General features: G+C 71.9%; 20 protein-coding genes. 8 read left to right on the top strand and 12 right to left on the bottom strand.

What is annotated here, in order from left to right; all coding sequences use genetic code 11:
* Position 1 precedes the first annotated feature (1 nt).
* The 5 genes from ACWEFJ_RS30695 (at position 2) to ACWEFJ_RS30675 (ending at position 4,121) form a co-directional block, all read left to right on the top strand.
* Positions 2 to 820, top strand: a complete 819-nt coding sequence (locus tag ACWEFJ_RS30695; RefSeq protein ID WP_449715857.1) for an AAA family ATPase — start codon at positions 2 to 4, stop codon at positions 818 to 820.
* A 49-nt stretch (positions 821 to 869) separates the two neighbouring features.
* Complete coding sequence (locus ACWEFJ_RS30690; RefSeq protein ID WP_449715856.1) at positions 870 to 2,798, top strand: vWA domain-containing protein; 1,929 nt, start codon at positions 870 to 872, stop codon at positions 2,796 to 2,798.
* 53 nt (positions 2,799 to 2,851) lie between these two features.
* Positions 2,852 to 3,112 carry a hypothetical protein gene (locus ACWEFJ_RS30685; RefSeq protein ID WP_449715855.1) on the top strand — a complete coding sequence of 87 codons (261 nt, stop codon included), beginning with the start codon at positions 2,852 to 2,854 and terminating at the stop codon, positions 3,110 to 3,112.
* Entirely contained in the window at positions 3,109 to 3,642 is a 534-nt protein-coding gene (locus ACWEFJ_RS30680) for a hypothetical protein (protein WP_449715854.1), read from the top strand. The genes ACWEFJ_RS30685 and ACWEFJ_RS30680 overlap by 4 nt, the downstream gene beginning before the upstream one ends.
* A gap of 131 nt (positions 3,643 to 3,773) precedes the next feature.
* Positions 3,774 to 4,121, top strand: a complete 348-nt coding sequence (locus ACWEFJ_RS30675) for a hypothetical protein (RefSeq protein ID WP_449715853.1) — start codon at positions 3,774 to 3,776, stop codon at positions 4,119 to 4,121.
* 360 nt (positions 4,122 to 4,481) lie between these two features.
* Here the strand turns inward: ACWEFJ_RS30675 and ACWEFJ_RS30670 are convergent, their stop codons facing one another.
* The 4 genes from ACWEFJ_RS30670 to ACWEFJ_RS30655 all read right to left on the bottom strand — a co-directional run bounded on the left by ACWEFJ_RS30670 (position 4,482) and on the right by ACWEFJ_RS30655 (position 8,207).
* The gene (locus ACWEFJ_RS30670) at positions 4,482 to 6,725 is read right to left on the bottom strand and encodes an ATP-binding protein (RefSeq protein WP_449715852.1); all 2,244 of its coding nucleotides are present in this window, start codon (positions 6,723 to 6,725) and stop codon (positions 4,482 to 4,484) included.
* 440 nt (positions 6,726 to 7,165) lie between these two features.
* The gene (locus ACWEFJ_RS30665) at positions 7,166 to 7,513 is read right to left on the bottom strand and encodes a hypothetical protein (protein WP_378091965.1); all 348 of its coding nucleotides are present in this window, start codon (positions 7,511 to 7,513) and stop codon (positions 7,166 to 7,168) included.
* 116 nt (positions 7,514 to 7,629) lie between these two features.
* Positions 7,630 to 7,902: a hypothetical protein gene (locus ACWEFJ_RS30660; protein WP_449715851.1), complete on the bottom strand. Its 273-nt coding sequence runs from the start codon at positions 7,900 to 7,902 to the stop codon at positions 7,630 to 7,632.
* A complete protein-coding gene (locus tag ACWEFJ_RS30655; RefSeq protein ID WP_449715850.1) occupies positions 7,899 to 8,207 on the bottom strand; it encodes a hypothetical protein in 309 nt (102 codons plus the stop codon). The genes ACWEFJ_RS30660 and ACWEFJ_RS30655 overlap by 4 nt, the downstream gene beginning before the upstream one ends.
* A 618-nt stretch (positions 8,208 to 8,825) precedes the next feature.
* Between ACWEFJ_RS30655 and ACWEFJ_RS30650 the strand changes: the two genes are divergently transcribed.
* Positions 8,826 to 9,215, top strand: coding sequence for a hypothetical protein (locus ACWEFJ_RS30650; protein WP_449715849.1), 390 nt, complete (start codon positions 8,826 to 8,828; stop codon positions 9,213 to 9,215).
* A gap of 765 nt (positions 9,216 to 9,980) precedes the next feature.
* Here ACWEFJ_RS30650 and ACWEFJ_RS30645 read toward each other — a convergent pair.
* Both ACWEFJ_RS30645 and ACWEFJ_RS30640 read right to left on the bottom strand, forming a co-directional pair.
* Positions 9,981 to 10,913: a DUF4192 domain-containing protein gene (locus tag ACWEFJ_RS30645; protein WP_449715848.1), complete on the bottom strand. Its 933-nt coding sequence runs from the start codon at positions 10,911 to 10,913 to the stop codon at positions 9,981 to 9,983.
* A gap of 68 nt (positions 10,914 to 10,981) precedes the next feature.
* Entirely contained in the window at positions 10,982 to 11,623 is a 642-nt protein-coding gene (locus ACWEFJ_RS30640) for a MarR family transcriptional regulator (protein WP_449715847.1), read from the bottom strand.
* A 315-nt stretch (positions 11,624 to 11,938) separates the two neighbouring features.
* Between ACWEFJ_RS30640 and ACWEFJ_RS30635 the strand changes: the two genes are divergently transcribed.
* Both ACWEFJ_RS30635 and ACWEFJ_RS30630 read left to right on the top strand, forming a co-directional pair.
* Positions 11,939 to 12,829: a restriction system modified-DNA reader domain-containing protein gene (locus ACWEFJ_RS30635; protein ID WP_449715846.1), complete on the top strand. Its 891-nt coding sequence runs from the start codon at positions 11,939 to 11,941 to the stop codon at positions 12,827 to 12,829.
* Positions 12,830 to 12,905: 76 nt separating this feature from the next.
* Positions 12,906 to 13,319 (top strand): hypothetical protein, encoded by a 414-nt coding sequence (locus ACWEFJ_RS30630; RefSeq protein WP_449715845.1) that lies wholly within the window; start codon positions 12,906 to 12,908, stop codon positions 13,317 to 13,319.
* On the opposite strand, the gene ACWEFJ_RS30625 is transcribed toward ACWEFJ_RS30630, so the two are convergent.
* The 6 genes from ACWEFJ_RS30625 to ACWEFJ_RS30600 all read right to left on the bottom strand — a co-directional run bounded on the left by ACWEFJ_RS30625 (position 13,306) and on the right by ACWEFJ_RS30600 (position 23,142).
* Positions 13,306 to 14,286, bottom strand: a complete 981-nt coding sequence (locus ACWEFJ_RS30625) for a C40 family peptidase (protein WP_449715844.1) — start codon at positions 14,284 to 14,286, stop codon at positions 13,306 to 13,308. The two genes, ACWEFJ_RS30630 and ACWEFJ_RS30625, sit on opposite strands and share 14 nt — an antisense overlap.
* A 4-nt stretch (positions 14,287 to 14,290) precedes the next feature.
* A complete protein-coding gene (locus ACWEFJ_RS30620; protein ID WP_449715843.1) occupies positions 14,291 to 15,373 on the bottom strand; it encodes a replication-relaxation family protein in 1,083 nt (360 codons plus the stop codon).
* A 94-nt stretch (positions 15,374 to 15,467) separates the two neighbouring features.
* On the bottom strand, positions 15,468 to 18,116 hold the full coding sequence (locus ACWEFJ_RS30615; protein WP_449715842.1) for a helicase HerA domain-containing protein: 2,649 nt from the start codon (positions 18,114 to 18,116) through the stop codon (positions 15,468 to 15,470).
* Between the two features lie 51 nt (positions 18,117 to 18,167).
* Positions 18,168 to 20,102, bottom strand: coding sequence for a VirB4 family type IV secretion system protein (locus tag ACWEFJ_RS30610; protein ID WP_449715841.1), 1,935 nt, complete (start codon positions 20,100 to 20,102; stop codon positions 18,168 to 18,170).
* Positions 20,102 to 21,223, bottom strand: coding sequence for a PrgI family protein (locus tag ACWEFJ_RS30605; protein WP_449715840.1), 1,122 nt, complete (start codon positions 21,221 to 21,223; stop codon positions 20,102 to 20,104). Before ACWEFJ_RS30605 ends, ACWEFJ_RS30610 begins: the two co-directional genes overlap by 1 nt.
* The gene (locus tag ACWEFJ_RS30600; protein WP_449715839.1) at positions 21,220 to 23,142 is read right to left on the bottom strand and encodes a hypothetical protein; all 1,923 of its coding nucleotides are present in this window, start codon (positions 23,140 to 23,142) and stop codon (positions 21,220 to 21,222) included. The genes ACWEFJ_RS30605 and ACWEFJ_RS30600 overlap by 4 nt, the downstream gene beginning before the upstream one ends.
* Positions 23,143 to 23,217: the final 75 nt, after the last annotated feature.

Below are 23,217 nucleotides of genomic sequence, written 5' to 3'. Positions count from 1 at the left end.
GGTGACCGGTTCCGTGATGCGCCCGAACGGGATGGAGTACCACCCGCGCCTGGTGGCGGGTACCTCGTTGCCGGACGTGACCGCGTTGCGGCGGTTGCGCGACGCCGGGGTCGCCGCGCTGCTGTACGGACCGCCCGGAACCGGCAAGACGTCGGTGGTCGAGGCGGCGTTCCCGGACTGCGTCACGGTGCAGGGCGACGGGGACACCGTGGTCGCCGACCTGGTGGGCGACTACACCAAAACCCCGGACGGCGAGTTCGTGTTCGTGCACGGTCCGCTGGTCCGCGCGATGCGCGACGGTGTGCCGTTGTTCGTCGACGACGCGACGCTGATCCCGCCGACCGTGCTCGCCGTGGTCTACCCCGCGATGGACGGACGCCGACAGATCGTGATCAAGGCCAACGGCGGCGAGGTCGTGCAGGCCGCGCCGGGGTTCTACGTGGTCGCAGGGCACAACCCCGGCGTGCACGGCGCGGTGCTCAGCGACGCCCTCGCGTCCCGGTTCTCCGTACAGGTCGTGGTGTCGTCCGACTACGACCTCGCCGACCAGTTGGGCGTGGACGGCAAGGCGGTGCGCGTGGCGCGCAACCTCGCCACCCGGCAGGCGAAGGGCGAGGTCGGGTGGGCGCCACAACTGCGCGAGTTGTTGGCTTTCAAGAAGATCACCGCCGTGCTGGGCTCCGACGCCGCCGCCGCGAACCTGGTGGGCATCGCGCCCGAGGAGGACCGGGACACCGTCGCCGCCGTCGTGCGCGACGTCTTCGGGCGCCCCGTCGCCCCGCTCGCCCTCGGTGCCCGCGTCACCCCCGCCAAACGGTGAACCCCGCCACCCCGCCGACCCGCGAACCGTCGTGAAAGGACCCGCAACCGTGAACAGCCACTTCACCGCCGACCCGACCGCCACCGGTGCCGCCGTGTTCCCCGCCCGCCCCGAATGGCTGACCCTGTCCGCCGCCTTCGCCGACGAGGTGCCCGTGATCGCCGACCGCTACGACCTCGTGGTCAGCGTCGCCCCCGGCGCGGGCGGGGGCGCCCCGGCGTGTTTCTACCCCGCCCGCGCGCTGATCGAGGTCGACGGCGACCACCTCGGCGTGGACCCGGCCACCGCGGACCCCTCGAACCTGTCCGACCGGTCGCGCTACGCCCCGGCGTGGGGTGCGCTGACCCACGAGTGCGGACACGCCCGCCACACCGCCTGGGCGCCCCCGGACGACGCCCCGCCCGGCGTGGTCGCCGCCGCCATGCTGCTGGAAGAGCCCCGCATGGAAGCCGCACAGGTCCGCCGCCGCCCGGACGACCGGCACTGGTTGCGGGCGTGCGTGCGCGGCATCGTCGCCGCCGACCTGCACCTGTTCGCCGACCCCGCCACCGCCCCGCACATGACCCGCGCGGACGCCGCCCGGTCCGCCGCCCTGCTGTTGGGACGCGCGGACGGCGGGGTGCTCACCCGCGCCGAGGTCGCCCCGGTCGCGCGGGTGGTGCGGGACGTGCTCGGAGAGGAGCCACTGGACAAGCTGCGGGCGTTGTGGCGCACGGCGTTGCGCACCGCCGACGACGACGGCAAGACCATGCTCGACCTCGGACGGCAGTGGTGCGAGATCCTCGGCACGGACCCAGACACCGACCCCGACACCCCCGCCGACCCCGGCGCGGCACCCGACCCGTCCGGCACCCCCGACCCGTCCGGCGGCACCTCCGGCAGCGGTAACGACAACGCCCCCGCCGACCCGTCACCGTTGGCGGACGCGATCACCGCCGTACTCAACGGGGTGGCGGCGAAGGTGGCACGGGAGAACGCACCCGAGGACCCCGCCGCCGTCACCGCCGCGAAAAAGGCGAAGGCAGACGCCGCCGAGAAGGCGGCGCAGAAGGCGACGCGGCGGGTGTTCGCCGCCGGCGGTCCCCGGACCGGGACAACCCGGCTCGCGGGCACCCGCCCGCCCATTCCGCAGGAGCGCACCGCCGCGCGGGTACTGGCGCGCGCGTTGGACACCGCCGGGATCCGCGAACGGGTGGCGGTCAAGTCCGCCTCGGAGGTGCCACCGGGGCGGTTGCGGATGCGCGGGGTGCGCGCCGCCGAAGCGCAACGCGCCGCCGGCGCGACGGTCACCGCGCAACCGTTCACCCGCGTCACACGCACCCCGGTGCCGACCCCGCCGCTGCGGCTCGGGGTGGCGTGCGACGTGTCCGGCTCCATGCGGTGGGCGTGCGCCCACGTGGCCTCCGCGGCGTGGATCCTGGCCGACGCCGCACACCACACCAGGGTGCCCGCCGAGACCGCGAGCGTGATCTTCGGACGGCACGTCCGCCCGCTGACCCGCCCCGGCAAGTGCCCCGCCGAGGTCACCGAGTTCGCCTCCAGCGACAACTGGGAGGACATCCCCACCGCCATCGACGCCCTCGACGGCGCCCTCGGACTGTCCCGCCCCGGCGCGGCGCGGCTGTTGGTGGTGGTCTCCGACGGCCAGTTCCGCGACCAGCCCCGCCGCGACGGACAACGCAAACTCGACCGACTGCGCGCCACCGGGTGCGCGGTGCTGTGGCTGACCACCAGCAACCACGACACCCCGCTGGACGGCGCGAGCGTCCGCCGAATCGAGGTCCACGACCCGGACACCACCACGCGCCCGAACGGCACGGTGATCGCTTCGTGCACCTGCGGATGGTCCACACCCGCCACCAAGCCGGCACGGGCAGCCGCGCTGGTTCAGCACCACCGCGACACCATCCCACCCATCACCGCGACGGCGCAGATCATCGGACGCGCCGCCACCGCAGCCCTACGCGCCGCCCGCTGAACCCGCCCGGCCCCACCGCCACCACACCGACCACACCACACGAGGTGACCACGATGACCGACACGACCGCACTCGCGACCGTGGGTGCCGCGATCGCCGCCCTGTCCGTCCACGAACCGACCACACTCCTGCGGGTCGCCACCCAACCCGGCTACCCGATGGAACACCTCCTCGCCCGGGTGGTGCGCACCCCCGACGACGCCGAGGGCGACGGCGCCCCGCCCACCGAACCACCCGTGGTGTGGCTCGGCGTGGGCGAGCAGGTCGGTCACCTGCCCGAGTCCGCCGCCGACGCCCTCGGATGGTCGCGATGACCATCGAGGGGTCCGGACTGGCCGAGCGGGCGGTGCACGCCGCTCGCACCCACCGCGCCGCCGACCCTGACGGATTCCACCGCCGCCACGACAATCCCGAGGCATGGAACCGGTGGGCACGTCGCGCCCGCGTCGCCCGCACCATCGCCGCCGCCCTGCAGGTGCCCGTGGACACCGTGCTCGTCATCGACGACCCCCACCGCACCTACCCCACCCGAACCGGCGAGGTCCCCGGCGACCTGATCACCGTCACCGACCCCGCCACCGGGCACGCATGGCGGTTCCTCCCCGACCACACCACCCCCGGCCAGTCATGGCTGCTGCTCCACCGCTGCCCCGACTGTTCCACCGAGGCCCCCGTCACCCGTGTCGCCACCCTGGCAGACCTCGGCGACCACCTCGACCCCGACCACGACACCCAACCCGCCTGGGCAAACCTGAGGGCGTCCGACCACCAGCCGGGTTGCGCCGAACTGCCTCCGGCCAGCGAGACCACAGCGCGAGAACGCCCGAGAAGGGCGGCGGGCTGAGCCCAATGTCGAGCAAGACCGGACTTCTGCTGCGGGCGCGGCCATGACGCCGAACGGCTCGGCCGCGGCCACCAGACCACCAACCACCGCCGAGCACAGCCTTCACCAACCCCCCACTGAGGAGACCAGCGATGACACCGCACGACGCCCCCGAGATCGAGATCGTCACACGCCGCTTCACCGACAACGGCTGCGAGGTGACCGCGATCGTCGCCGACCCGGCCGACGCCCAACAAACGCTGTACGGCACCGTCACCCGCGACGGCAGGCTCGTCGGCAGCTACTATTGCGCCGACCGCGCCCGCCAGTCCGACTGGCGCATCGTCACCGCACTCGGCCTGCCCCTCACCCATGACCGTCACGTTGTGCGCCTGGACTCCGAGAGTCACGCCGTCCAACTACTGACCACCGTCCTCACCGCTCGCGACAGTTTCGAGGCCGAACAACGGTTCCTGACGTTCATCCGCACTCCGCAGTAAACAGCGAGACCTAACAACGAGCACGGACAAGCCGTTAGCTTTCGGATCACGCGCTCGGTCATGGCCGCCGGGGAAGTAGGGGTGTCGCGGGCATGACGGCAGGGGACCGGTCTCTGGCACCCGGGCTTGGCCTGCTCGGCCGGTCGGTGTGGTGTTCGCGGCCGTGTTCTTCTCAGCGACCGGGTGGTCGATGTCCGGGGGGTTCGGCTGCACCGCGTTCAGTGCGTGGTCGTGGTCCAGCCGGCGGCCGCGTGCGCCTCGGCGTGGTCGACGTCGGGTGGCCACGGGCCGGCCTGCGTGCTGGTCGTGTCCGGCCGCGAGGTGCACCTCGGTCTCGCGCAAGGTAGGCGTCACTGCCTGTCAGCCGGCGTGGTCGAGGTTGTCGAGTTGGTGTTCGACGTGGTCGGCGTCGGCGTCGCGGCCTTGTTCCCGGTACAGCTGCAGCGCCTCCCGCCACACCGTGCGGGCCTGCTCGTGCCGGCCGAGGGCGGCGTGGGAATGGCCCACGCCGTCTAGGTTGTCCGCGACCGTGTAGGCGTGGCCGAGGTCGCGGTTCAGGGTGAGGGCCTGGTGGTAGTGGTTGAGGGCTTGGTGGTGGTCGCCGGTGTGGTGGGCGATGTAGCCCAGGCTGTCCAGGGTGGCCGCCTCACCGCCGGGGTCGTGGTGGTGTCGGTGCAGGGTGAGGGCGGCCTGGCAGTGTTCGCGGGCGGTGTCGAACCGGCCCAGGCGGGCGGCGTACCAGCCCACCTGGTTGAGCGCGTTGGCTTCCCACACCGGCTGGTCGAGGGCGCGAATGAGGTCGAGGGCGTGGTGGGCGTGCTCGAGGGCCTGCCGGTCGTCCCCCCGTCGTTCCCAGGCGATCGCGAGCACCTGGTGGGTGTGGGCCTGTTCGGTGGGGTCGTGGTGGCGTACGGCCAGGTCGAGGGCCTGCTCCAGGTGGGTGGTGGCTTGTTCGTGCAGGCCCAGCAGGGAACAGGCGCGGCCGAGGTGCCGGTGGGCGCGGCTGTGGGTGGTGGAGTCGGGTAGGTAATCGGAGGCCTCCAGTGCGGCCCGCCACGTGGTGACTGCAGCGTGCAGGTGTCCCCGTCGGAGGTGGAAGACGGTCAGGTTCCAGGCCAGGTGCCAGACGGTGTGGTGGTGGCCGAGGGTGGCGGCGGTGCGTTGGGTGGCCAGCAGGGTGGCGTGCTCGGCTTCCAGCCAGGCCAGCGCCGCGGCGGTGTCGGGCAGCGGGTGCGGGTGCACGCTGGCGGCGGGCGGCTCGGGTCGCACGAGCGCGCGGTGGGGGTCCAGGAGGCGGTCGGCGGTGTGGGCGGTGTGCAGGTGGAAGTCCCCCATCCGGGTCAGGGCCGCTTCCCGCACGTGCTCGGGCAGGGTGGTGTGGGCGGTGTTCCTGGCGTAGCGGCGGACCAGGTCGTGCATGGCGTAGCGGCCGCCCGGTCGCCGTTCCAGTAGTGAGGCGTTCTCCAGCCCGTTCAGCGTCCTGCGGGCGGTGCGGTCGGGCAGGCTGGTGAGGGCGGAGGTGGCGGGTGGGGTGGTGTCGGGGCCGGGGGCGATGCCCAGCAGGGCGAACACGGTGCGCTGGGTGTCGGTGAGGTGGCGCAGGGACCAGGACAGCACGGTGGGCAGGCTGGCGGCGGGGTCGGTGTCGTGGTCGAGGGCCTCCAGGCCGAGGTCGCGCAGCTCGGCGGCGGTCTCGGCCAACGCGACGTCGGGGTGGGGCTCGGCGGTGCGGGCGGTGATCGACAGCGCGAGCGGGTGGCCCCCGCACAGCCGGATCACCTCGTCCACGGCGTCGGGTTCGGCGGCGACGCGGTCGGCGCCCAGGCGGGCGGCCAGCAGGCCGCGGGCCTCCTCGTGGGTCAGGGCGCCGAGGGGCAGGTGGCGGGCGCCGTGCCGGTCGATCAGCGAGGCCAGCCGGTGACGGCCGGTGACCAGCACCGTGCAGGACGGCGAGCCGGGCAGCAGGGGTGCGACCTGGTCGCTGGTGGCGGCGTTGTCCAGCACGATGAGCATCCGCCGCCCGGCGACCAGGCTGCGGTAGAGCGCGGCCTGGGCGTCGAGGTCGGTGGAGATGCGGTTCGCCTCGACGCCCAAGGCGTCGAGGAACCCGCGCACCGCCACCGCCGGCTCCACCGGCTCGCCGGTGGGACTGAACCCGCGCAGGTCCACGAACAACTGCCCGTCGGGGAACCGCTCCAGCCGGCGGTGTGCCCAGGCCAGCGCGAGCCAGGTCTTGCCGATGCCGCCAGCCCCGCCGATCGCCGAGACCAGCACCGTCGCGCCCTGCCCACCGCCCGCCGGGTCGGCGGGCGTTGTGGTGGCGGTCAGCACGCGGTCCAGCCGGGCCAGCTCCTCCGCCCGCCCGGCGAACAGGGCCGGTGCGGCGGGCAGCTGCCGCGGCACCACCGGCGCGGGCGGCAGCGGCGCGGCGTGCAGCGTCACGTCGCCGTGCACCGCACCGGCCTGCACCGCTACGCCCACGGTCCCCGACATCGTGTTGCGGACCTGCGTCGGGCCGTCGTCGCCCGCCCTGGGCGGCGGGTCGTCCTCCAGGGGATCGTTCTCCGCAGGGTCGTCGGGCTGCCGCAGCTCGGGTGTCACCACCGCGGGCACCTCCCGGTCCGGTCGCCGGCTGATGGCGCACAGCGTGGCACCGCCCCGCCGCTGCGCCGGCCGGCGTCGGCGGAATTCACCCGACCGGCATCGGCCCACCCGCATAACGACGGCTCCGCCGGCCCGGACGCCGAGCCCCTGGCCCTTTCGTCACTGACAGGCGATCGACGCCCTGCCCCTGACATTCCGGGTGGTGCTGGTGCGCTTGGTGGCCGTGCTGGTGGTGCCGTGCTGGTGGTGCTTGGCCGCCGCGCGTAGCGGTCCGGTGGCTTGGCGACCACGGCCGCTGCGCATCGGCGGCGTCGCGTTGTGCGGCGTCCAGCCGCGGTTGCCGGTCGGTCAGCCACGCTGGCTGGCCCCTTCCCGGTCGGCGAATACCCAGGGACGTCGTGGGACGATCAGCGGTGTGACGGGCTGCCGTTCCGCCCGCTTCAGGAGAACTCGTAGTCGGCGAAGGGGTGTCCGGCGGCGTCGTTCCATTCCCGGGAGCCACGGGCACCCGCGGGCCAGCGGGGGTACAGCGCGTTCGGTCCGCCAGCGTCGGCCGGTCGCAGGGTGGCCCGAGCCCAGAACTCCTCCAGCGGGTACTCGGCGCCGTACTCGCTGACGATCGTCATGCCGGGCCGTTCCAGGAAGGACCGCCAGGCGTCGGCGTTGGTCAGGCCCATTGCGGGGTGGGCACGGAACAGGAACTGCGTCCGCGCGGCGTCCTGGCCGATGTGCAGGCCCTCGGCATCCGGCGCGTCGTGCGGGGTCCGGAGGTAGAAGTTGATCGACATGACGTCCGTCCTCTTCGAGGTGATAGGTCGGTCCTGGTCTGCGTCCGGCGCAGCGGGGCTCCTTCCCTGTTCCGCCACGCGGCCACGATGAAGTCGTCGCGCCCGAGGCGGATTTCCTACGCGTTGGGGAGTTTGGGCACCTCGGAGTCGTATTCCCCGGTCCGGGCCAGCAGTGTGGCCAGGCTCGGTGTGTTGCGGCCTATCGCCCGCGCGGCCTCGACGGCGATGGTGTTGGCGGTGATCGACCCGCTGGCGTGTGTCTGCCCGATCCGGTCGACCATGCTGTTCAGACGCCGCAGCGCTGCGGCGAGCTGCTCGTACTCCGCGGCCGCCTCCTCGAGTGCCGCGCGGATCTGCTTGGCGTACTGCTCGCGCTCGTCGATGCTCATGATCTCCTTCTCGGGTGATGTGGTCCGGGTTCGTGTCGAGGTGAGGCGTCCTTGCCCGCGGGCACCGTGTTCTTCTCCGTGCTGGGCAGCGTGGTCACGGTGGTGCCAGCCTGCCATTCGTAGAACCGGCTGTGGCCGGCGACGATCCGGTCGTCCCACGGCGGGAACACCGTGCCGGCCAGGCTCTGCACCGCGCCGACGAACGCCGCGACCGCTGCCTCGATCCGGTTGGCGTGGATGTTGGCGCACAGCCCCGGAGGGTCACGGATCCCGAACGACAGCTTCAGCAGACGCGGCGTGTCCACAGCAACCCCTCAGATCCGCCATTTCAGCGGAAATTACCAGATTCGCGGAGATCGCACGTTTATAGCGGTGGCGCGTGGTGCCTGACCTGGTGTGGTCGGCCGTCGGTTACCTTACGTATTGCTACCACATCGATGGCCGGTTGCTGCTCGATGGCCTGCGCGCCCGGTCGGCGTGTCGGACGTCCTCGGCGAGAGCGATGCGTGTCGTGCCGGTTCGTGCGCTTGGTCGACGTGGTGTTGGGCGTGGTGGGTGGGTCTGGCGTCGCCCTACGCCCATCGTGGTCGGTGTGCTGCCGAACTCGCCTCGGCCACTGCGTCCTGGTGGTCGACGCGCTTCCGCCCGGTGCAGACCCGCCGCGTCCGCGCTCTCGGCCACCGACGCCGTGCTGCGGACCGCGTCGAATTACGTATTCGCTGTGGGCGCTGTCGTGCCCGTGGGTCTGTCGGCGTCGGGAAGGTGCACGGAGGCCGCCGGTGGCAAAGCTAGTTGACGCGCCGGCCCGCTGCGCCGCCACCGGTGTTCCGGGGGACCGCCCGCCTCCGTGCACAGCGCACATTAACACTCGTGTCGTGTCCGCATTATTCGGGTCGCGTCGGAGCATGCGATACGGTGCAGAGGTGCATCCATTCGAGAAAGAATTGCGGCGCACCCTCGCGCGCGTCGAACGATGGGTCGATCGCCCGCACCATCCGGTTCCGCTGCTCGACCGGGTGAGAATTGAATACGCTTTGGCCTCGTGGTGGGCCTCCGGCGACGGTTCCGACACGGACATGGCGGTAGAGTTCGTTCGTGCCGCCGCCGTGGCGGTCGATCCCGGCGAGCGGCGGTCGGCGCTGCTGGATGCGGCGCACCATCTCTGGGCGAGTCTGGACGGTCACGGGTTCGTCAGTTCCGACGAACATGTGCTGGCGGAATTGGAGATAATCTCGACAGCTGACGCCTTCCGGCGGGATTTGGGGCAACCATTGTCGGACATTGTGCCGGACGACCTGCCAAGTCCGGAGTGACGCCAACGCCGATAGAGTGCAGGCTCACGGTGCAGTCGGCTGGCAGGGGTACCCACCGCGGGTCCGGTGGAGCCGGGGTCACGGATAGGCCGCAAGGTGGCCCGGCCGATGGCCGGACCACCTTGCGGCAAGGTCAACACCGGCGCGGCGGTGAAGTGATGTACACGCGACCGGCCGCGCTGACGACATGGCTGTCGCAGCGCAACATCGGTGGTCCGGGAACGTACACAACGGCTGGAGGGCACGGTGCCGGGAATTGTGAATGTCGCTGTCCATCCGCATTCTCACTAGTACTTCAGTATTGACTGAATTCGGTTGGTGAAGCTTCGGTTCATGCGACGACAGGTCAGTGTTGCCGGAGCGTCTTCAAGTGGGCAGCCAAGGCGACCGAACCGCGGAGGAGCTGGTCCAGGCGCGCCCTGCGACCCGAGTCGATTGGATCCGGGTGTGTCGGATCAGGTGAGCTTCAGTGCGTCGCCGATCCGGGATGCGGATGCCCACGGGTCGGCACAGGCCAGCGAGACCTCGGTCAGCGGCTCGCAGTGCAGAGTCGAGCCTGGGTACGGCTTTGGTTGACGAACACGGCTCGCCATCGGCCCGTATGAGGGCGACCAAGCGGATTAGGGCGGACCAGCGCTGGGACTATCTGACCGGCGGCACCGTCCCGTATGTGTGGCCTGGGGATGGGCCGCGGAGAAGCCGTCGATGGCTCTGGCCGAGCCGTCGACGGCTGGTTGAGGGGCACTCCCGTCGGAGGTCTCGGGGTTAGAGCTGTGTGATCAGTTCCCGGCTGTGTCGTGCCAGTTCGGGTAGGGCTTGTGGGTCGATGCCGTTGCGTAGTGCGGTGCCGAGCAGTTCGCTGAGGCGGTGCCCGGGGTGGCTGCGCTCGGCGTGGCCGATCGCGGCGGCGGCGAGGTCGAAGTCTCCTCGCAGGCAGGCGTAGGCGGCCAGGAGCGCGGCGGGTTCGGCTCGTTCGGGCGCGGGGCTGGTCCTGATCAGTTCGGTCCACAGGGCCTCGGCGTGGTGGGCGTGCTCGCTGATGGCGAAGGACAGGCAGGCGTCGCGGACCAGCGGGTTGGTCAGCGCGAACGCCAGGTGGGCGATCTCGCGGTCGGTCAACGGCTGCGTGCGGTCGCCGGCGCGGAGTACGTGTTCGTGCAACAGGTCGAAGCGGCTGCGGCGAGGGCTGGGTTGTCCGGGAGCGTTGGGGTGGTCCTCGGCGGTGGGGTCGGTTCGCCGGTGTAGGTCGTCGAGCAGTTCGACCCGTCGCGCGAGGACGTCTTCGGGGTCGGGAATCAGGGCTGTCGGGATGGCCGTGCCGACCGTGGTGCGGTCGGTGACGACCCAGACGCGGTGTCCGTCGAAGGTGTAGACCCAGTCGGCGTGGCGGGAGTCCGGCCACGGCCATGGCCACCCGTCCGACGGCGGATGGCTCAGACCGTCGTCCCGGTCTGCCCACACGTCGAGCAGGTCGGCCACGGCCGAGGCGAAGGTGTCCGGGTCGGTCGCCTCCAACATCTTTCGTCCGATGTCGATCGTGCGCAGTGAGCCCGGGTCGGCGTGGCCTTGGACGGCTCCGAGCCATCGGGATTCGGTGCTGTGCTGGTCGTAGAAGTCCGCGATGGCAGGGTCGTGCGGTGTGGGGGTGAGGGTTGCGTGATCGGCGGCCGTGGCGTCCGCCGGGCGGCAGGTGCGCATGGTGGTGCTCCCGTTATGTCGTCGGGGTGTGAGTGACGTAAGACGGGTGGTGATCCCGCCCGGGTCCTTCAACTGTTCGTGGTGGAGTCGTCGGAGGCCGGGGCGAGCGCGTACCTTTTGGGCTTGTCGCTGGTGCGCACGGCGTAGCCGCCGTCGACCATCTTTTCCAGCGCGTTGTGCACCGCACCGGCCGACCGGGTCAGTGCCTTGCCGATCACGTTCGGGGTGAAGTCCTGGTCGGGGTGCTCTCGTAGGTAGTCCTCGACCATCCCGCGCAACGCCCCCGGTGCCAGTCGCTCGCCCTTCGGCTGCGCATCCACCTGTGGGTCACCCGACGCGGTGGGCTGGTCGTCGGTGGGTGTGTCGTTTTCCGGAGCGGGCTGAGCGGAGGTGGGTTGGTCACCAACCGGTCCTTGGGCCACGGCTTGTTCTTCGTCGGTGTGCCGGTCCTCGGTCGTGATCGACCAGCGGTCGGCGGGGCGCGACCCGCCGTCGGCGATCCCGGCGGTGCGGGCGACGAGGCCGTCCTTCTCCCAGCGGGCGAGGATCTTCGGCGCGGTGGACTTGCCGATTCCGGCGGCGGTCGACAGCGCGACAGCGGTGCTGGCGGGGTGGTCGAGCAGGGCCTGCCACAGCTTTTCCTCGGTTTCGGTGCGTGGTTTGCCGGGATTGGGGACGGCTTGCAGCGTCGGGTTGGCGTTGGTGGACATGACTGCCTCGCAGGAAGTGATGTGTGGGTGAGTGGTCATGCCCCGGCCGGAGCGTGTGCGGCCCCCGGTGCGCATCCGGTGGTTTCGGGCCACACGACTATGGACGCTTCCTTGCCGCCATGAAGTCAAGCGGGAATAGCCGGATCGATCCTCTGCCCCAGGTAGACGCCCCACAAGATGGCAAACCGTTAACCCACAAGGGTTCACTTCGTCGCCGGTCGCACATTGCGCGTTGACACCGCGGCGGTCACGAAGCGTCCATACAGGTCGGCCGTTCGGCCCTGGATGACCCAAACCCGAGGGGACACAAAAATTATGACCACCGACACCACCTCACCGACGCCCCCTGACCCCGACCCGCACGCTGCCGTCGCCGGGCTGGGCGACGACACCGCGGCGACTCCGCCTGAACCGTTCCCCGTCACGTCACAGGACGACGACGAGGCGACGATGTTGTGGCAGGAAGGGCTTCCGCCCGATGCGGTGATCCTCGCCCCGTCGGTCGCCGCCACGCCGATGCGGCAACCCGAGAACACGTGGGGATTGCTCGTGCTGGCAGCGGATGTCCTGGGTGCAACCGACCCCGATCGGGAAGGCGAAGTCGCGCTGTTCGCCGGGTGTTGGCTGCCCGACCGGCCGCAGGCCGCAATGTGCGAGGGCGATCTCGTTCTCGTGTTGACCGCACCCGACAGCGAGTCGCCGGACGACGAGGTGGACGTGGAAATGCTGCTCGCCCACGGCAACCGGTGGATGCGTGTCGGCGAGTGGGAAGGGATGGACACGCGCTGGCCCTGGACCGTCGCGGTGACCGCAGCGGCGATCATGGAATTGCACGTCGAAGCGACCGAGGCCGCACCGGTCCCGACAGGCGCGACAGCCGGTCGACCCCTGCGGGGTTGGGGCGGCAACGGCGGCCTCGTGGACCTGCTCGCCGCCGGCCTGATCCACGCGGGTGAGGAGTTCGTCTGGGACCGTCCGGCGCGCGGTGCCCGACACACCGCCCGCATCCGCTCCGACGGCACCCTGGTCATCGCCGACGGCCGCGCCTACGTCAACCCCTCCGGCCCGATGACCGCGCTCGGCGACAAGCCGCAGAACGGCTGGAAGGCGTGGAAACGAACCTCGGACGGACGCACTCTCGGTGACCTGCGCGCCGAACTGCGCGTCGGCCGAGGACAGACGATCCAACCACGCCGCCGGCGGTGACCCCCTGTCCGACGGCCGGGCCACCCATGTCGACGTGCACGGTCGGCCGGCCGGCCCGCCCCTGGGAAGGCATACCGTGGACGGATTCCTACGCACCCCGGACAGCGCGATGGTGCGGGGCGCGAAGGCCGGAGACGGCCCCGGCCACACCTTGGAAGCCATCGCAGTGCGCATCTCTCACGACATCACCGAGGCACGTAAGCGAGGCGATCTTCCGCCGTACACCCGCACGGTCGTGACCGTGCTCCCGTGGCAGCGGATGCTGCACATCCGCGTCGAGGGCTTCGACACCGTCCCCGCACCTGCGACGAGCCGCGCGGTGATCACCATGTTGTTCGAGCTCGTCAGCGCCCACAACATCATCCCGCTCGATCCGGTCGCGTGGCCGACGTTCGTCCAGCAGGTGGTGCTGGTCGATCAGTACGGCCAACCGTTCGCCGCGATCGTCGGCGCGGGCGTGGGCGAGGTGGAACCCGTTACGCCGCGATAGGGGCCGCCGGGCGGGTCGCGCCGGCGTAGTCGTCGCCGTTGTACCGGTAGTGGTCGATCCGCACCGGTTGCCCGAAGGTCGGGGCGTTGATCATCAGTCCGCCGCCGATGTAGAGGCCGACGTGGTGGATGTTGCCGGGTGTGCCGTAGAAGACGAGGTCACCGGGCAGCAGTGGGTGCCTGGCCGGGACGCGCGGGCCCGCGTCGAACTGGGTCTGGGCGGTGCGGGGCAGGGTCACTCCGGCGGCGGCGTAGGCGGCCGTGGTCAGGCCCGAGCAGTCGAAGCCCGCGTCGCCGTCGTCAGGCCCGTTGCCGCCCCACACGTAGGGCAGACCCCGCATCCCGCAGGCGTAGTTGATCGCCGCGAGGGTGACGGCGTTGGGGGCCTGGATGGCGTTGCAGTCGCCGTTGCCGACACTGGCCGCGGCCGCCTCGGCGTACTTGGTGGCCTGTTCGAGGACCATGTCGACGTACCAGTCGGCGTGGTTGTAGGCGAAGATCGCCGCCCGGAGCTCGCCTCGGCGGACGCCTTCGTCGCAGAGCAGGAAGGCCGCGGCGTGGACGGCGTCGTGCGGGTTGTACCGCGAGGGCGGGCTGGCCCCGCCGGGCGGGATTCGGTGTGCGGCGATGACGCCGTCGAAGGTCGGTTGGAGGAACTGCATCGGCCCGCCGGCCCCGGCGACGTTCTCGCCTTCGGTCACGCCGGGTGCTGCGAGGCGGCCGTGGTCGGTCTCGACCTTGCCGATCGCCGCGAGCACGGTCCAGTCCAGGCCGGGACACGCCGTGGCCGCGGTGACGTAGAGCAGGCAGTAGTCGGCCGGGATGTCGATGATCGGTTCCGTGCAGGTGATGGTGGTGTTCGAGGAGCTGCCGAACAGTGCCCCCATCACGGCATTCATGCTTTGGCCGATCATGACGGGGATGAGCAGCAACAAGGCCGCCGCTCCGATGGCGATCCTGGCCAGCACGCTGTCACCACCTTCCCCGCCGGCCCGCCCTGCGTGGCACCCGTGGGCCGGTCGCGGTGGGCGGCATCGGCGAGGGCGGAGGCGACATCGGCTGCGGCGAGTCGGCCCCCTCGGAGGTCTCCTCGGTGGGCGTGACCGGTGGCGGTACGTGCGGCCAGGCATCAGGCAAACGCGACAGCGCTCGTCGGGACGCTCCGGTCGGGGCGTCGAGCGGCAGCCAGACTTCGTCGGCCGGGCTCGGCCGGACGGCCTCGGGGTCGAGCAGCTCGGCCGCCGCGGTCGCGATGGGCACGCAGCGCCGGTCGTCGAGGTCGCGCCACGCCTTCGCGAGCAGCGGGCGGGCGGCGGCCTCGCGCCGCGAGGTCGGCAGCCACACCAACAGCGGCGTGGTGATGCCGGTGGCTTGGGCGAGGGCGGCGTAGCCGGCGAGTTTCCCGGCGAGCTTGGCCAGCGCCTCGGTGCCGAAGTCGTACTCGAGGAACCACTCGACCTGCCGGTCACCGTGTTGGTCGTGGTGTCGCCAGCGGCCGTAGCCGTCGGGTTTGACCAGATCGCCGAAGTGGCGGGCGCAGCGGATCTCCGACCACCACGCCGCCAGCTCGACCTGTTCGCCCGGGTGGGGGTGGCGGGCACGGTCGACCAGGGCGGTGAACCACTCGTTGACGCCGACGATGTGAGCCAGGCGCAGGCTGTGGGCGACGCCGAAGACCCGATCGTGCCGGTAGCCGAGGTCCTTGATGTCGCGGCCGTCCTCGGCGGCGAGCACGGCCGCACCGGCGGGTGCCAGGACGTAGTGCATGGGTGCGGTGCCGAGGGTGACGAAGGGCTGGAACCGGTCGACGACACCCCACAGGTAGAGCTCACGCAGCCGCATTCGGCCTGATCGGAAGCTGGGGAAGGCCAGCGCGGTGATCTGGTGGGCGGTGAGGACCTTGTGCTCCCAGAGCATCCGGGCGATCCACTTGTCGCGCGGGGTCAGCCGCCACGCCAGCACGGCTTGGTGCTCGGCGGTGTTCGCGGCACGCGGGGTGGGTCGGGTCGGCTTGTGGCCGCGCAGAGCGCGCTGGCGGGTGGGGTTGGTGATCATGACGGGTGCCTCCGGCGGGTGGGCAGTGCGAAACCGCGCCGGCGCGAAGCGCGCCGGGGTGTGATGGCGGGTGGAAGAGCGGGCGAGGGTGAGGTCAGCCGTTGCGGCGGGGGTCGGCGCTACGCGGGTGGGCGACGGGCTCGTTCCGGTTCGCGGGTCGGGAACTGTCCGACGAGCCGCGAGGCGGCCGGGTGCGGGTGGTTGCGGGCCCGTCGGTGACGGTTTCGGTCGCGCGAGTCCGCGCTGCGCGGCGTGCGATGCCGCGGATTTCCCGTGCCCGTCCGGAGACGGCGGGCGGGAGGGGTTGGGTGAGCACGGTGAACGGCTGCGCTTGCTCGCCGCCCAGCACCAGGCGCACGGCGGCGTGATAGACGCCGAGGTGGGCGAGGTCGTGGTCGGACAGTCGCGGTGCGGTGTGGCGGGACAGTTCGCGCGAGTCCTCGGGGCCGGTGTTGAAGAAGATCTTCGACCGGGCGTTGGTCGAGATGCCCTCCCGCAGTTCGCGGGGGAGCTGGCCGAGGTGCTGGTGGGCCAGGGTCATGCTGACGCGGAACCCGCGGGCCTCGGCGAGCATGTCCTCGATCGGGTAGGGCAGGTTGAGGAAGTTGTGGCACTCGTCGATGACCAGGCTCGCGTCCCGGCGTTGCCGCTGCGGTGTGCGGGCCCGCCCGGTGGTGGCCTGCCATGTCCGGGCGACCACCAGTGATCCGACCAGTCGGATGGTCTCCTCGCCCAGTGAGCCTTTGGGGATGCGCACCAGGCAGATCCCGCCGTCGAGGATTCGACCCATGTCCACGGTGGAGTGTCCGCCTGCGATCGCGTCGCGGACGAACGGCCGCAACAGGAACGCCCTGAGTTTGTTCATGAGCGGGCTGATGACCTGGGAGCGGGAGGAGTCGGTGAGTTCCTCGTACCAGGACCAGAATCCGCGCAGCACGGGGTCGGTGATCCCGGCGGTGACCCGGCTGCGGAACGCCTCGTCGGCCAGCAGCTTGGGCAGGTCCGCCAAGGTGGCGACGCCTTCCTGGGCGCGCAGGGTGAGGCAGGCGGCGCGCATGACGTCGTCGGTGCGCGGTCCCCAGAACGCCGAGTAGACCCGCCGGAACACCGACACGAGGTTGTCCACCGTCAGGTCGGTCTCGCCGCCGTCCAAGGGGTTGAGGCACGGCGGCCGGGCCTTGCTGTCGGCGTCGAAGAGCACGACTCGATCGGCTGCCGAGCGCGGAAGGCGGGACAGGACGTCGGTGACGAGGTCGCCTTTGGGATCGATGAGCACGATCCCGCGCCCCGCCTCGGCGTCGGCCAGGATCATGTTGCCGAGCAGGGTCGACTTGCCGGAGCCGGTGGCGCCGATGACGTGCAGGTGGTGGCGGGCGTCGGGGACGCGTAGGGCGACGGGGCGCTGGTGGCCGGTGTCGGTGACCCCGATCGGCTTGGCCTCGGGTCCCGGCGTGGCGATGCCCGGCGGGGGTGCGATGGCGCGGGCTCCGGCGCGTTGGATGCCGGGGATGGCCTCGTCGGTGGGCAGGTGCGCGATCGCGGCCAGCTCGGGCACCGAGAGCAGGTCGCCCCGTCCCAGACGACGGGAGGCGATCACCTGACCGGGGCGGCGGACGCGGTGGCGGGTGTAGTGGTTGTGCTCGGTGTAGGAGGCGAACGACGCCGCCAGTGCGTGTGCCCGGCCTCGGGCGACATCCCGCACCCGGCGGAGCTCACCCTTGTCAGCGTCGGCGGGCAGAAGGGTCGCCACGGCGTAGCGGACGACCGTCTCGAACTGGCTGCCGCGTTGCTTGCCCACGATCGCACGGTTCTGCGCCGCGTACTCCAGCGAGGTCTGCGGATCGCTGTGCAGGGCCCCGGTCGTCGTCCGCACCGCAGCCGTACGCCGGGAGCGGCTGTCGGTGCCGGGGGTGATTACGTCGAGCAGGCGGCCGACCAGACGGGTCGAGCCGCCGGTGTGGACTCGCTGGGCGGCGCGGCGCGCCTTCTGGACGCGGCGGCCGGTGACCGGGCGGGCCAGCACCTGCACGCAGGCGTACTCCTCGCGGCCGAGCCCGACCGGAGCACCGATCAGGGCGCGGATCGGGTCGGCGTCGAAGTCGCTGCGGATCGGCAACGCCTCCGGGCGCGCCAGCCGCAGCTCGCCGCCGACCACCAGCCGCCGCTGCCCCTCGTTCGGTGTCGGCAGCGGTGGTTCGGCAGGGCCGACGCGGGTGTGCGCGCCGGGCCAGGCGGCCTCCACGGCGCGTTCGACCAGGCCGGGCGGGATGACACCGGGCACCCACCACCGGATCGCCACCCCGGCCTCGGAGAACAGGTACTCGCACGCCACGTGCGGCTGGCCGGTGAACGCCCGCCGCCACCCGGGCCGCAGCAGCCCGACCAGGTTGGACCACAACGCGGCCCCGCCCGCGGGATCCACCGTGGGCGGGGCGAGCACCGTGACCTGACGGGCGTCGGCCAGCAGCAGCTCGTGGCAGCGCCGTGCCCACCACCGCCGGCCTAGCACGATCCCGGTGACGAGCATCGCGAGGACGGGGACCGCGACCGGGCACCAGTCCAGGGCGAGGTCACGCAGCCGATCCAGGAGCGCGAGTAGGGCACCGCCGGGGTCGCGCAGGTAGTCCTCCAGCCACCCGGCGGCGACAGGGGCCGTCGAGTGCGTGGGCGCGGTGGCGAGGAGCGGTGTCGTCGGTGGCTGGTCGAGGGCAGGCGGTACCCACGTCGGTGTTCGGTACGGCATGGACGAATCCCTTCACGGGAGAGGTGCGGAGGAAGTGGTGGTGTGCGCGGCTCAGGCGGCGTCGAGATGGACCTGGTCGTGGCCGAAGTCGGTGTCGGAGCCGAACTCGTCTCCGTCGAAGCCCAGGTCGACGAACGTGGCCTCGCCGTCGTCGACCGGCCCGCCGGTGTCGCTTGTGTCGTTGTAGGCGGCGAGTTCGGCCGGGTTGCTGGTGACCAGGTAGTGCTCGGTCGGCGAGGCGATGCTCTGGAACGCCACCCGCTGCGTCCCTGCCGACAGCAAGCCCTGTCCGCGGTCGGCGGCGAGCAGGAACGCGCGCTCCCCGGCGGAGAGGTCGAAGGTCCGGGTGATCTCGTCGATGGCCTGCGACGCCTGCCGCAGCAGGATCTGGGTCGCCGCGTTCGCCACGACCGCCTTGCCCAGGTCGCTGCCGAGCACGTCGGCGGTGTCCTGGGTCGCCACCGTCAACCCGGCCCAGTGCTTGCGACTGGCCTTGGCCATCCGGAACAGGAATTCGGCGCCGGAGGGCTGCTTCATCAGCAGCCACGCCTCGTCGACCACGACCAGGCGCGGGCGGCGGATGGCCGGGTTGGACACCCGCCGCCAGACCGCGTCCAGGGTGAGCAGTGTGCCGATGCCCTTGAGCTCGTCGGGCAGGTCGCGCAGGCTGAACACCACCAGGTGCCCTTCGGGGTTGACGCTGCTGGGCCCGTCGAACAGGGAAGAGAACGCGCCCTCTACGAACGGGTGCAACCGGGCGGCCAGCTCGCCCGCGGCCCGGTCGCCGGCCTGCCCGGCACCGGCGAGCTGGTCGCGCAAGACCCGTAGCTTCGGTGACGGGCGGGTCCAGGTGCGCGCGTCGGCGGTGATCCCGACGCTCTGGTAGGTCGCGGCGATCGCCCGGTCCAACGCCGCCCGCTCCGTCGCCTCTAGTGCTCCACCGACGAGGACGGCGATAACGGTGTGCAGGAACAGCGACCGACGCACGAGCGCGTCCTTGGGAGCGGTGCGGTGACCGTCGGGTCGGGTGGCGATGGGCAGGTCGAAGGGGTTGAGACGGACGCCTCGTGCGCCGAGGTGGACGTAGGTGCCGCCGACCGCGGCGGCGAGGCGGGCGTACTCGTCTTCGGGGTCGACGACGGCGATCTCGATGCCCCGGTACAGCGATCGCAGCAGTTCCAGCTTGACCAAGTAGGACTTGCCCGCGCCGGACCGGCCGAGGATCACCGCGTTGTGGTTGTGCATCCCGTCGCCGAACCGGTCCCAGTGCACCAAGCCCTGGGAGCCGACGTTGTAGCCGTAGAGCACCCCGGAGGGTGCCGCGACCGAGGTGGGGTCGGGGGCGGGCAGGTCGGGGCTGGTGAACGGGAACGCCGCGGCCAACGCCGAGGTGTCGAACGTGCGGCGCATCCCGATGAGGTCCAGGCCCATCGGCAGCGTCGACACCCAGCCCTGCAACGACCGGTAGGTGGTGTGCTTCGCGTCCAGCAGCAGCGAGGCGCACAGCGATCGCAGCGCGGCCACCTCGTCGGCCAGCGCCTTCTGCGAGGTGGCGTGGACGGTCAGGTACAGCCCGACCCGGAACAGCTTGCCCTCGCCGCGGGCCACCCTGGAGGACAGGTCGTAGGCGTCCTCGGTGGCGGCCTCGACGTGCGGGTCGAACAGGCGGCCGTGCTCGGCGGTGTGCCGCCGCCCGGCCTCCAGCCTCGCCAGCTGCTTGCGCAGCCGGGAGGCGGCGGTGGCCGGGTCGATCGGCTCGACGTGCAGCGACACGTCGAGCCGGCCGGGGTAGGTGAGCAACGGCGCGAGCCAGCCGGGGTGCACCTCGCGCGGGAAGCCGACCACCGCGAAGGACGCCACCCATTCACCGCCGACCTCCACGTGCCGCGCGGCGACCGACAGCGCGTCGGGAGTGAACGCGGCCGCTCCGGAGAACGCCCCCGTCGGGGCGACCCGGCTGTGGTCGCCTCGGGTACGGGAGACCATCAGGACCATCCCCTCTCGTCCTCGTGGCCCCAGCCGTCGACGTCGTCGATGGGGTCCGAGCCGGGCGTGGTGATGACCTCGTCCGCCCCGGCCAGCCCGGCGGACGGGGGGAGCAGGCTGTCGGGGTTGCACGCCGAGGCCAGCACCGCCGTGGCCTGCCCGGCATCCAGCGGAGTAACCACGATTCCGGCCGGGGCGAGCAGGTCGATCGCCTCGCCGAGGCGGCGCACCAGGCGCGACTCCGCCGCCCGCCGCACTCCCGCAGCAGCCTCGCCTCCCGTTCGCTTGCGGCGCATGCCCGCCATCGCACCGAGTACTGCCAGCGGACCGGGGCCGCTGGGACCGTCGGTCGGGACGGAGCCGTCGAACCGTTCGCGCAACACGAGCAGCACCTGGCGGCGCAGCAGGTCGGACTGTCGGCCGAGCTGGACGAGGTAGTCGGCGTGCTCGACGGCGGCGGCCTCCAGCGCGGGGTGGGGCAGCCCGCCCGCGCGGTCGCGCAGCTCGGCGATCTGGGCGGTCAGGTCGAGCCGTTCGGTGCGCACCAGCACCTGCACGGGGGCGGTCAGCGAGTGCAGGTAGCGGCCGAACGAGGCGACCAGCGCTTCCTGCTCGGTCGGGGTCCGCAGCGCGAAGTTCATCGTCGAGGCGACCGCGACCACCGCCAACCCGTCACCGCCCAGGTCCACCACGCCGGTCTCGGTGACCGCCTCGGCCGGCAGCCGCAGCGCCGAGGGTGACACGTGCTCGGGTCGCTCGACGCGGCCCCTGCCGCCGGTGGTCCGGTCTGCGGTCGGGGTGAGCCACGCGGGTGCCGGTCGCACGCCCTCCGGGGCGGCGACGCGGTGGCGCGGGGCCAGGCGCTGTCGGATGGCGGCGAGCAGCAGCGTGTCCAGCGGCATCCCGTCGCGCTTGCCCAACGCGAGCATCGCCACCGCCGCGCCGACCGGGACGGCGAAGGCCGCGAACACCGGGATCGGCAGGAACGCGCGGGTGGCCGCCCAGATCAGGTAGAGCACCGTCGCGGTGGCGGCGAGGACGGCCAGTTGGCGTGCGGTCAGCGGGCCGAGCACGCGGTCGTGCATGTCGACATCGGCCGGGATACGGACGGGGTGACTCACCGCTGCTCACCTCCCGGACGCGCCGGCCGCCCAGGGCGTGCGGGAGGGACCGGAGGAACACCACTTCGCGCCGGCGGACCACCGGGCGGTGGCGGTGGCGTGGCGGGCGGACCCGGTGCCCGGAACAGCACGGGTGCGGGTGTGTGGGTCCTGGTGCGTCGGCCGTGTGCACCGGGCGGTGGCGGCGAGGCCGGTCGGAACACCGGTGCCTCGGCACGTCCGGCCGGCCGGCCCGGTGCGACGGCAGCCTCGTCGGTGGGAGGGCGGAACCGTAGCTCGGGTGGAACGGGCGCGGCGCGCGTCGGGGGTGGAGCGGACCGGGGACGGTAGTCCTCTCCCGGTGTGCGGAACACGGGTGCCGCGACGGTGCCGATCGGTGGCTGAACGGGTTCCGACGAGTCGTCGGTGGCGGGAGAGGCGGCGCGGAACACGGGTGTGGTGGTGCTGCCCGCGGGACTCCAGCCGGCCAGGTCGTGCGTCGGTGTCTGGGGTGAGGGCTGGAGGAACCGCAGGTGCTGTTGACCGGACACCGTGCGCCGCCGCGCGACTTCCCGGGCATGGTGGGTGTGCAGGCGACGTCCGATCGCCTCGGGGCTGAACACGCCGCCGATGCCGCCCCACTCCCGCACCGGCGCGGGCCACACCGGGTCACGCCCTCGCGGCGTGCGGGCACCGTGCCCCGCACCCCCTGCTGTGGACGCGGCGCGGGCACCTGTCCCTCGACCGCCGAGCAGACCCATCGCCTTGCCGAAGACGAACGCGCGTGCCATCCCGGCAACGAACGACCGGCGTCCGCCGCCGACCTGGACCTGTCGCAGCACCCAGCCCGGGATCTTCACCAGAATCCACACCAGCGCGATCAGGACGACCAGGTTGACCAGCCCGTCGGCGGTGGGTGCGCCGAAGAAGCGGAAACCGCCCGGTTCGAGAAACACCTTCAGCGCGCAGATCAGCGTGAGGCTCTGGCCGACCTGGATGCCCAGCACCCCGGCCCCGGCACGCCAGAACCAGTACGCCAATCCTTCGGTCTGGGGGAGACCGTGGCACATCAGCGGCAGCGGCGCCCCTGCCAGCAGGATCACCGTGAGCGCGACCCGGACGATGTAGCCGACCAGCAGCGCGACCAGCAGGACGGTGAGCGCCACCGACAGTGCCCCGGCGAACAGCCCACCGGTGACCAGTGAGTTGGCCACGATACCGACGAACAGCTCGGTGACCGCCTTGCCCGAGGTCTGCGGATCGAGCCCGTCACCGAGCACCGCCATGGTCGCGGCGTTGGCCAGGCGGATGGCGTGATCGCCCACGATCAGGCTAAGGTTGGCGGCCAGGAACCCGACCACGAGGCGTGGCGCGATCTCACGTGCCGAGTAGCGGGCCTGTACGGACTCGTGCCCCATCAGCACGATCCCGGCCAGCATTACCAGTAGCGAGTAGACCGCCACCACGAACAGCCGTGACTGCTCCCAGATCTCCCCGACACGGGGAAGGTCGGCCAGTGTCGGCGTGGACAGCAGGCTGCTGCCCACCCAGCTCAACAAGACGTTCAGCGACTCGCCGACCAGCAGGTGCAGAAATCCCGCGATGCCCTCTCCGATGCACGCGCCTGGGTTGAGAATCCCGCAGTCGGACTCCGCCGGGCGCGCCGGTGCGGTGACCGTCGGCGTGCCGACGGGTTGCGACGAGGTCGTCGGTGCGGGCAGGCACTGCGGCGGCGAAGGCCGGCCCGGCGGGGGAGTGAGGCACGGGTTCGGCGGCGCTGTCGTGGACGGCACCGTCGTTGGCGGCGATGCCGTCGACGAGCCCGTCGTGCTCGGCGAACACGGCACAGGGAACGGCCCCGGGCCGGCACACGGATCGGCGGGCTGCGCGGATGCCGACAGCACGGTGCAGGCCAGCGCCGTGACCACACCGGCGAGCACCACCCACACGGTGCGATGTCGCCATCGGCCCGCCCGCCCGGCGGTGGCGGCGCCGATCGGTGGCGATGCAGGCTC

The sequence above is a fragment of the Actinosynnema sp. NPDC004786 genome, assembly GCF_053601135.1.
Note: the sequence above shows the minus strand (reverse complement) of the source record. Positions and strands in the feature narration are given on the sequence as shown.

Excerpts from the sequence above, each read along its gene's own strand:
- ACWEFJ_RS30685 (WP_449715855.1), top strand. The coding sequence starts at position 2,852 with ATGACCGACACGACCGCACTCGCGACCGTGGGTGCCGCGATCGCCGCC.
- ACWEFJ_RS30680 (WP_449715854.1), top strand. The coding sequence starts at position 3,109 with ATGACCATCGAGGGGTCCGGACTGGCCGAGCGGGCGGTGCACGCCGCT.
- ACWEFJ_RS30675 (WP_449715853.1), top strand. The coding sequence starts at position 3,774 with ATGACACCGCACGACGCCCCCGAGATCGAGATCGTCACACGCCGCTTC.
- ACWEFJ_RS30665 (WP_378091965.1), bottom strand. The coding sequence starts at position 7,513 with ATGTCGATCAACTTCTACCTCCGGACCCCGCACGACGCGCCGGATGCC.
- ACWEFJ_RS30660 (WP_449715851.1), bottom strand. The coding sequence starts at position 7,902 with ATGAGCATCGACGAGCGCGAGCAGTACGCCAAGCAGATCCGCGCGGCA.
- ACWEFJ_RS30645 (WP_449715848.1), bottom strand. The coding sequence starts at position 10,913 with ATGCGCACCTGCCGCCCGGCGGACGCCACGGCCGCCGATCACGCAACC.
- ACWEFJ_RS30640 (WP_449715847.1), bottom strand. The coding sequence starts at position 11,623 with ATGTCCACCAACGCCAACCCGACGCTGCAAGCCGTCCCCAATCCCGGC.
- ACWEFJ_RS30635 (WP_449715846.1), top strand. The coding sequence starts at position 11,939 with ATGACCACCGACACCACCTCACCGACGCCCCCTGACCCCGACCCGCAC.
- ACWEFJ_RS30620 (WP_449715843.1), bottom strand. The coding sequence starts at position 15,373 with ATGATCACCAACCCCACCCGCCAGCGCGCTCTGCGCGGCCACAAGCCG.
- ACWEFJ_RS30615 (WP_449715842.1), bottom strand. The coding sequence starts at position 18,116 with ATGCCGTACCGAACACCGACGTGGGTACCGCCTGCCCTCGACCAGCCA.
- ACWEFJ_RS30610 (WP_449715841.1), bottom strand. The coding sequence starts at position 20,102 with ATGGTCTCCCGTACCCGAGGCGACCACAGCCGGGTCGCCCCGACGGGG.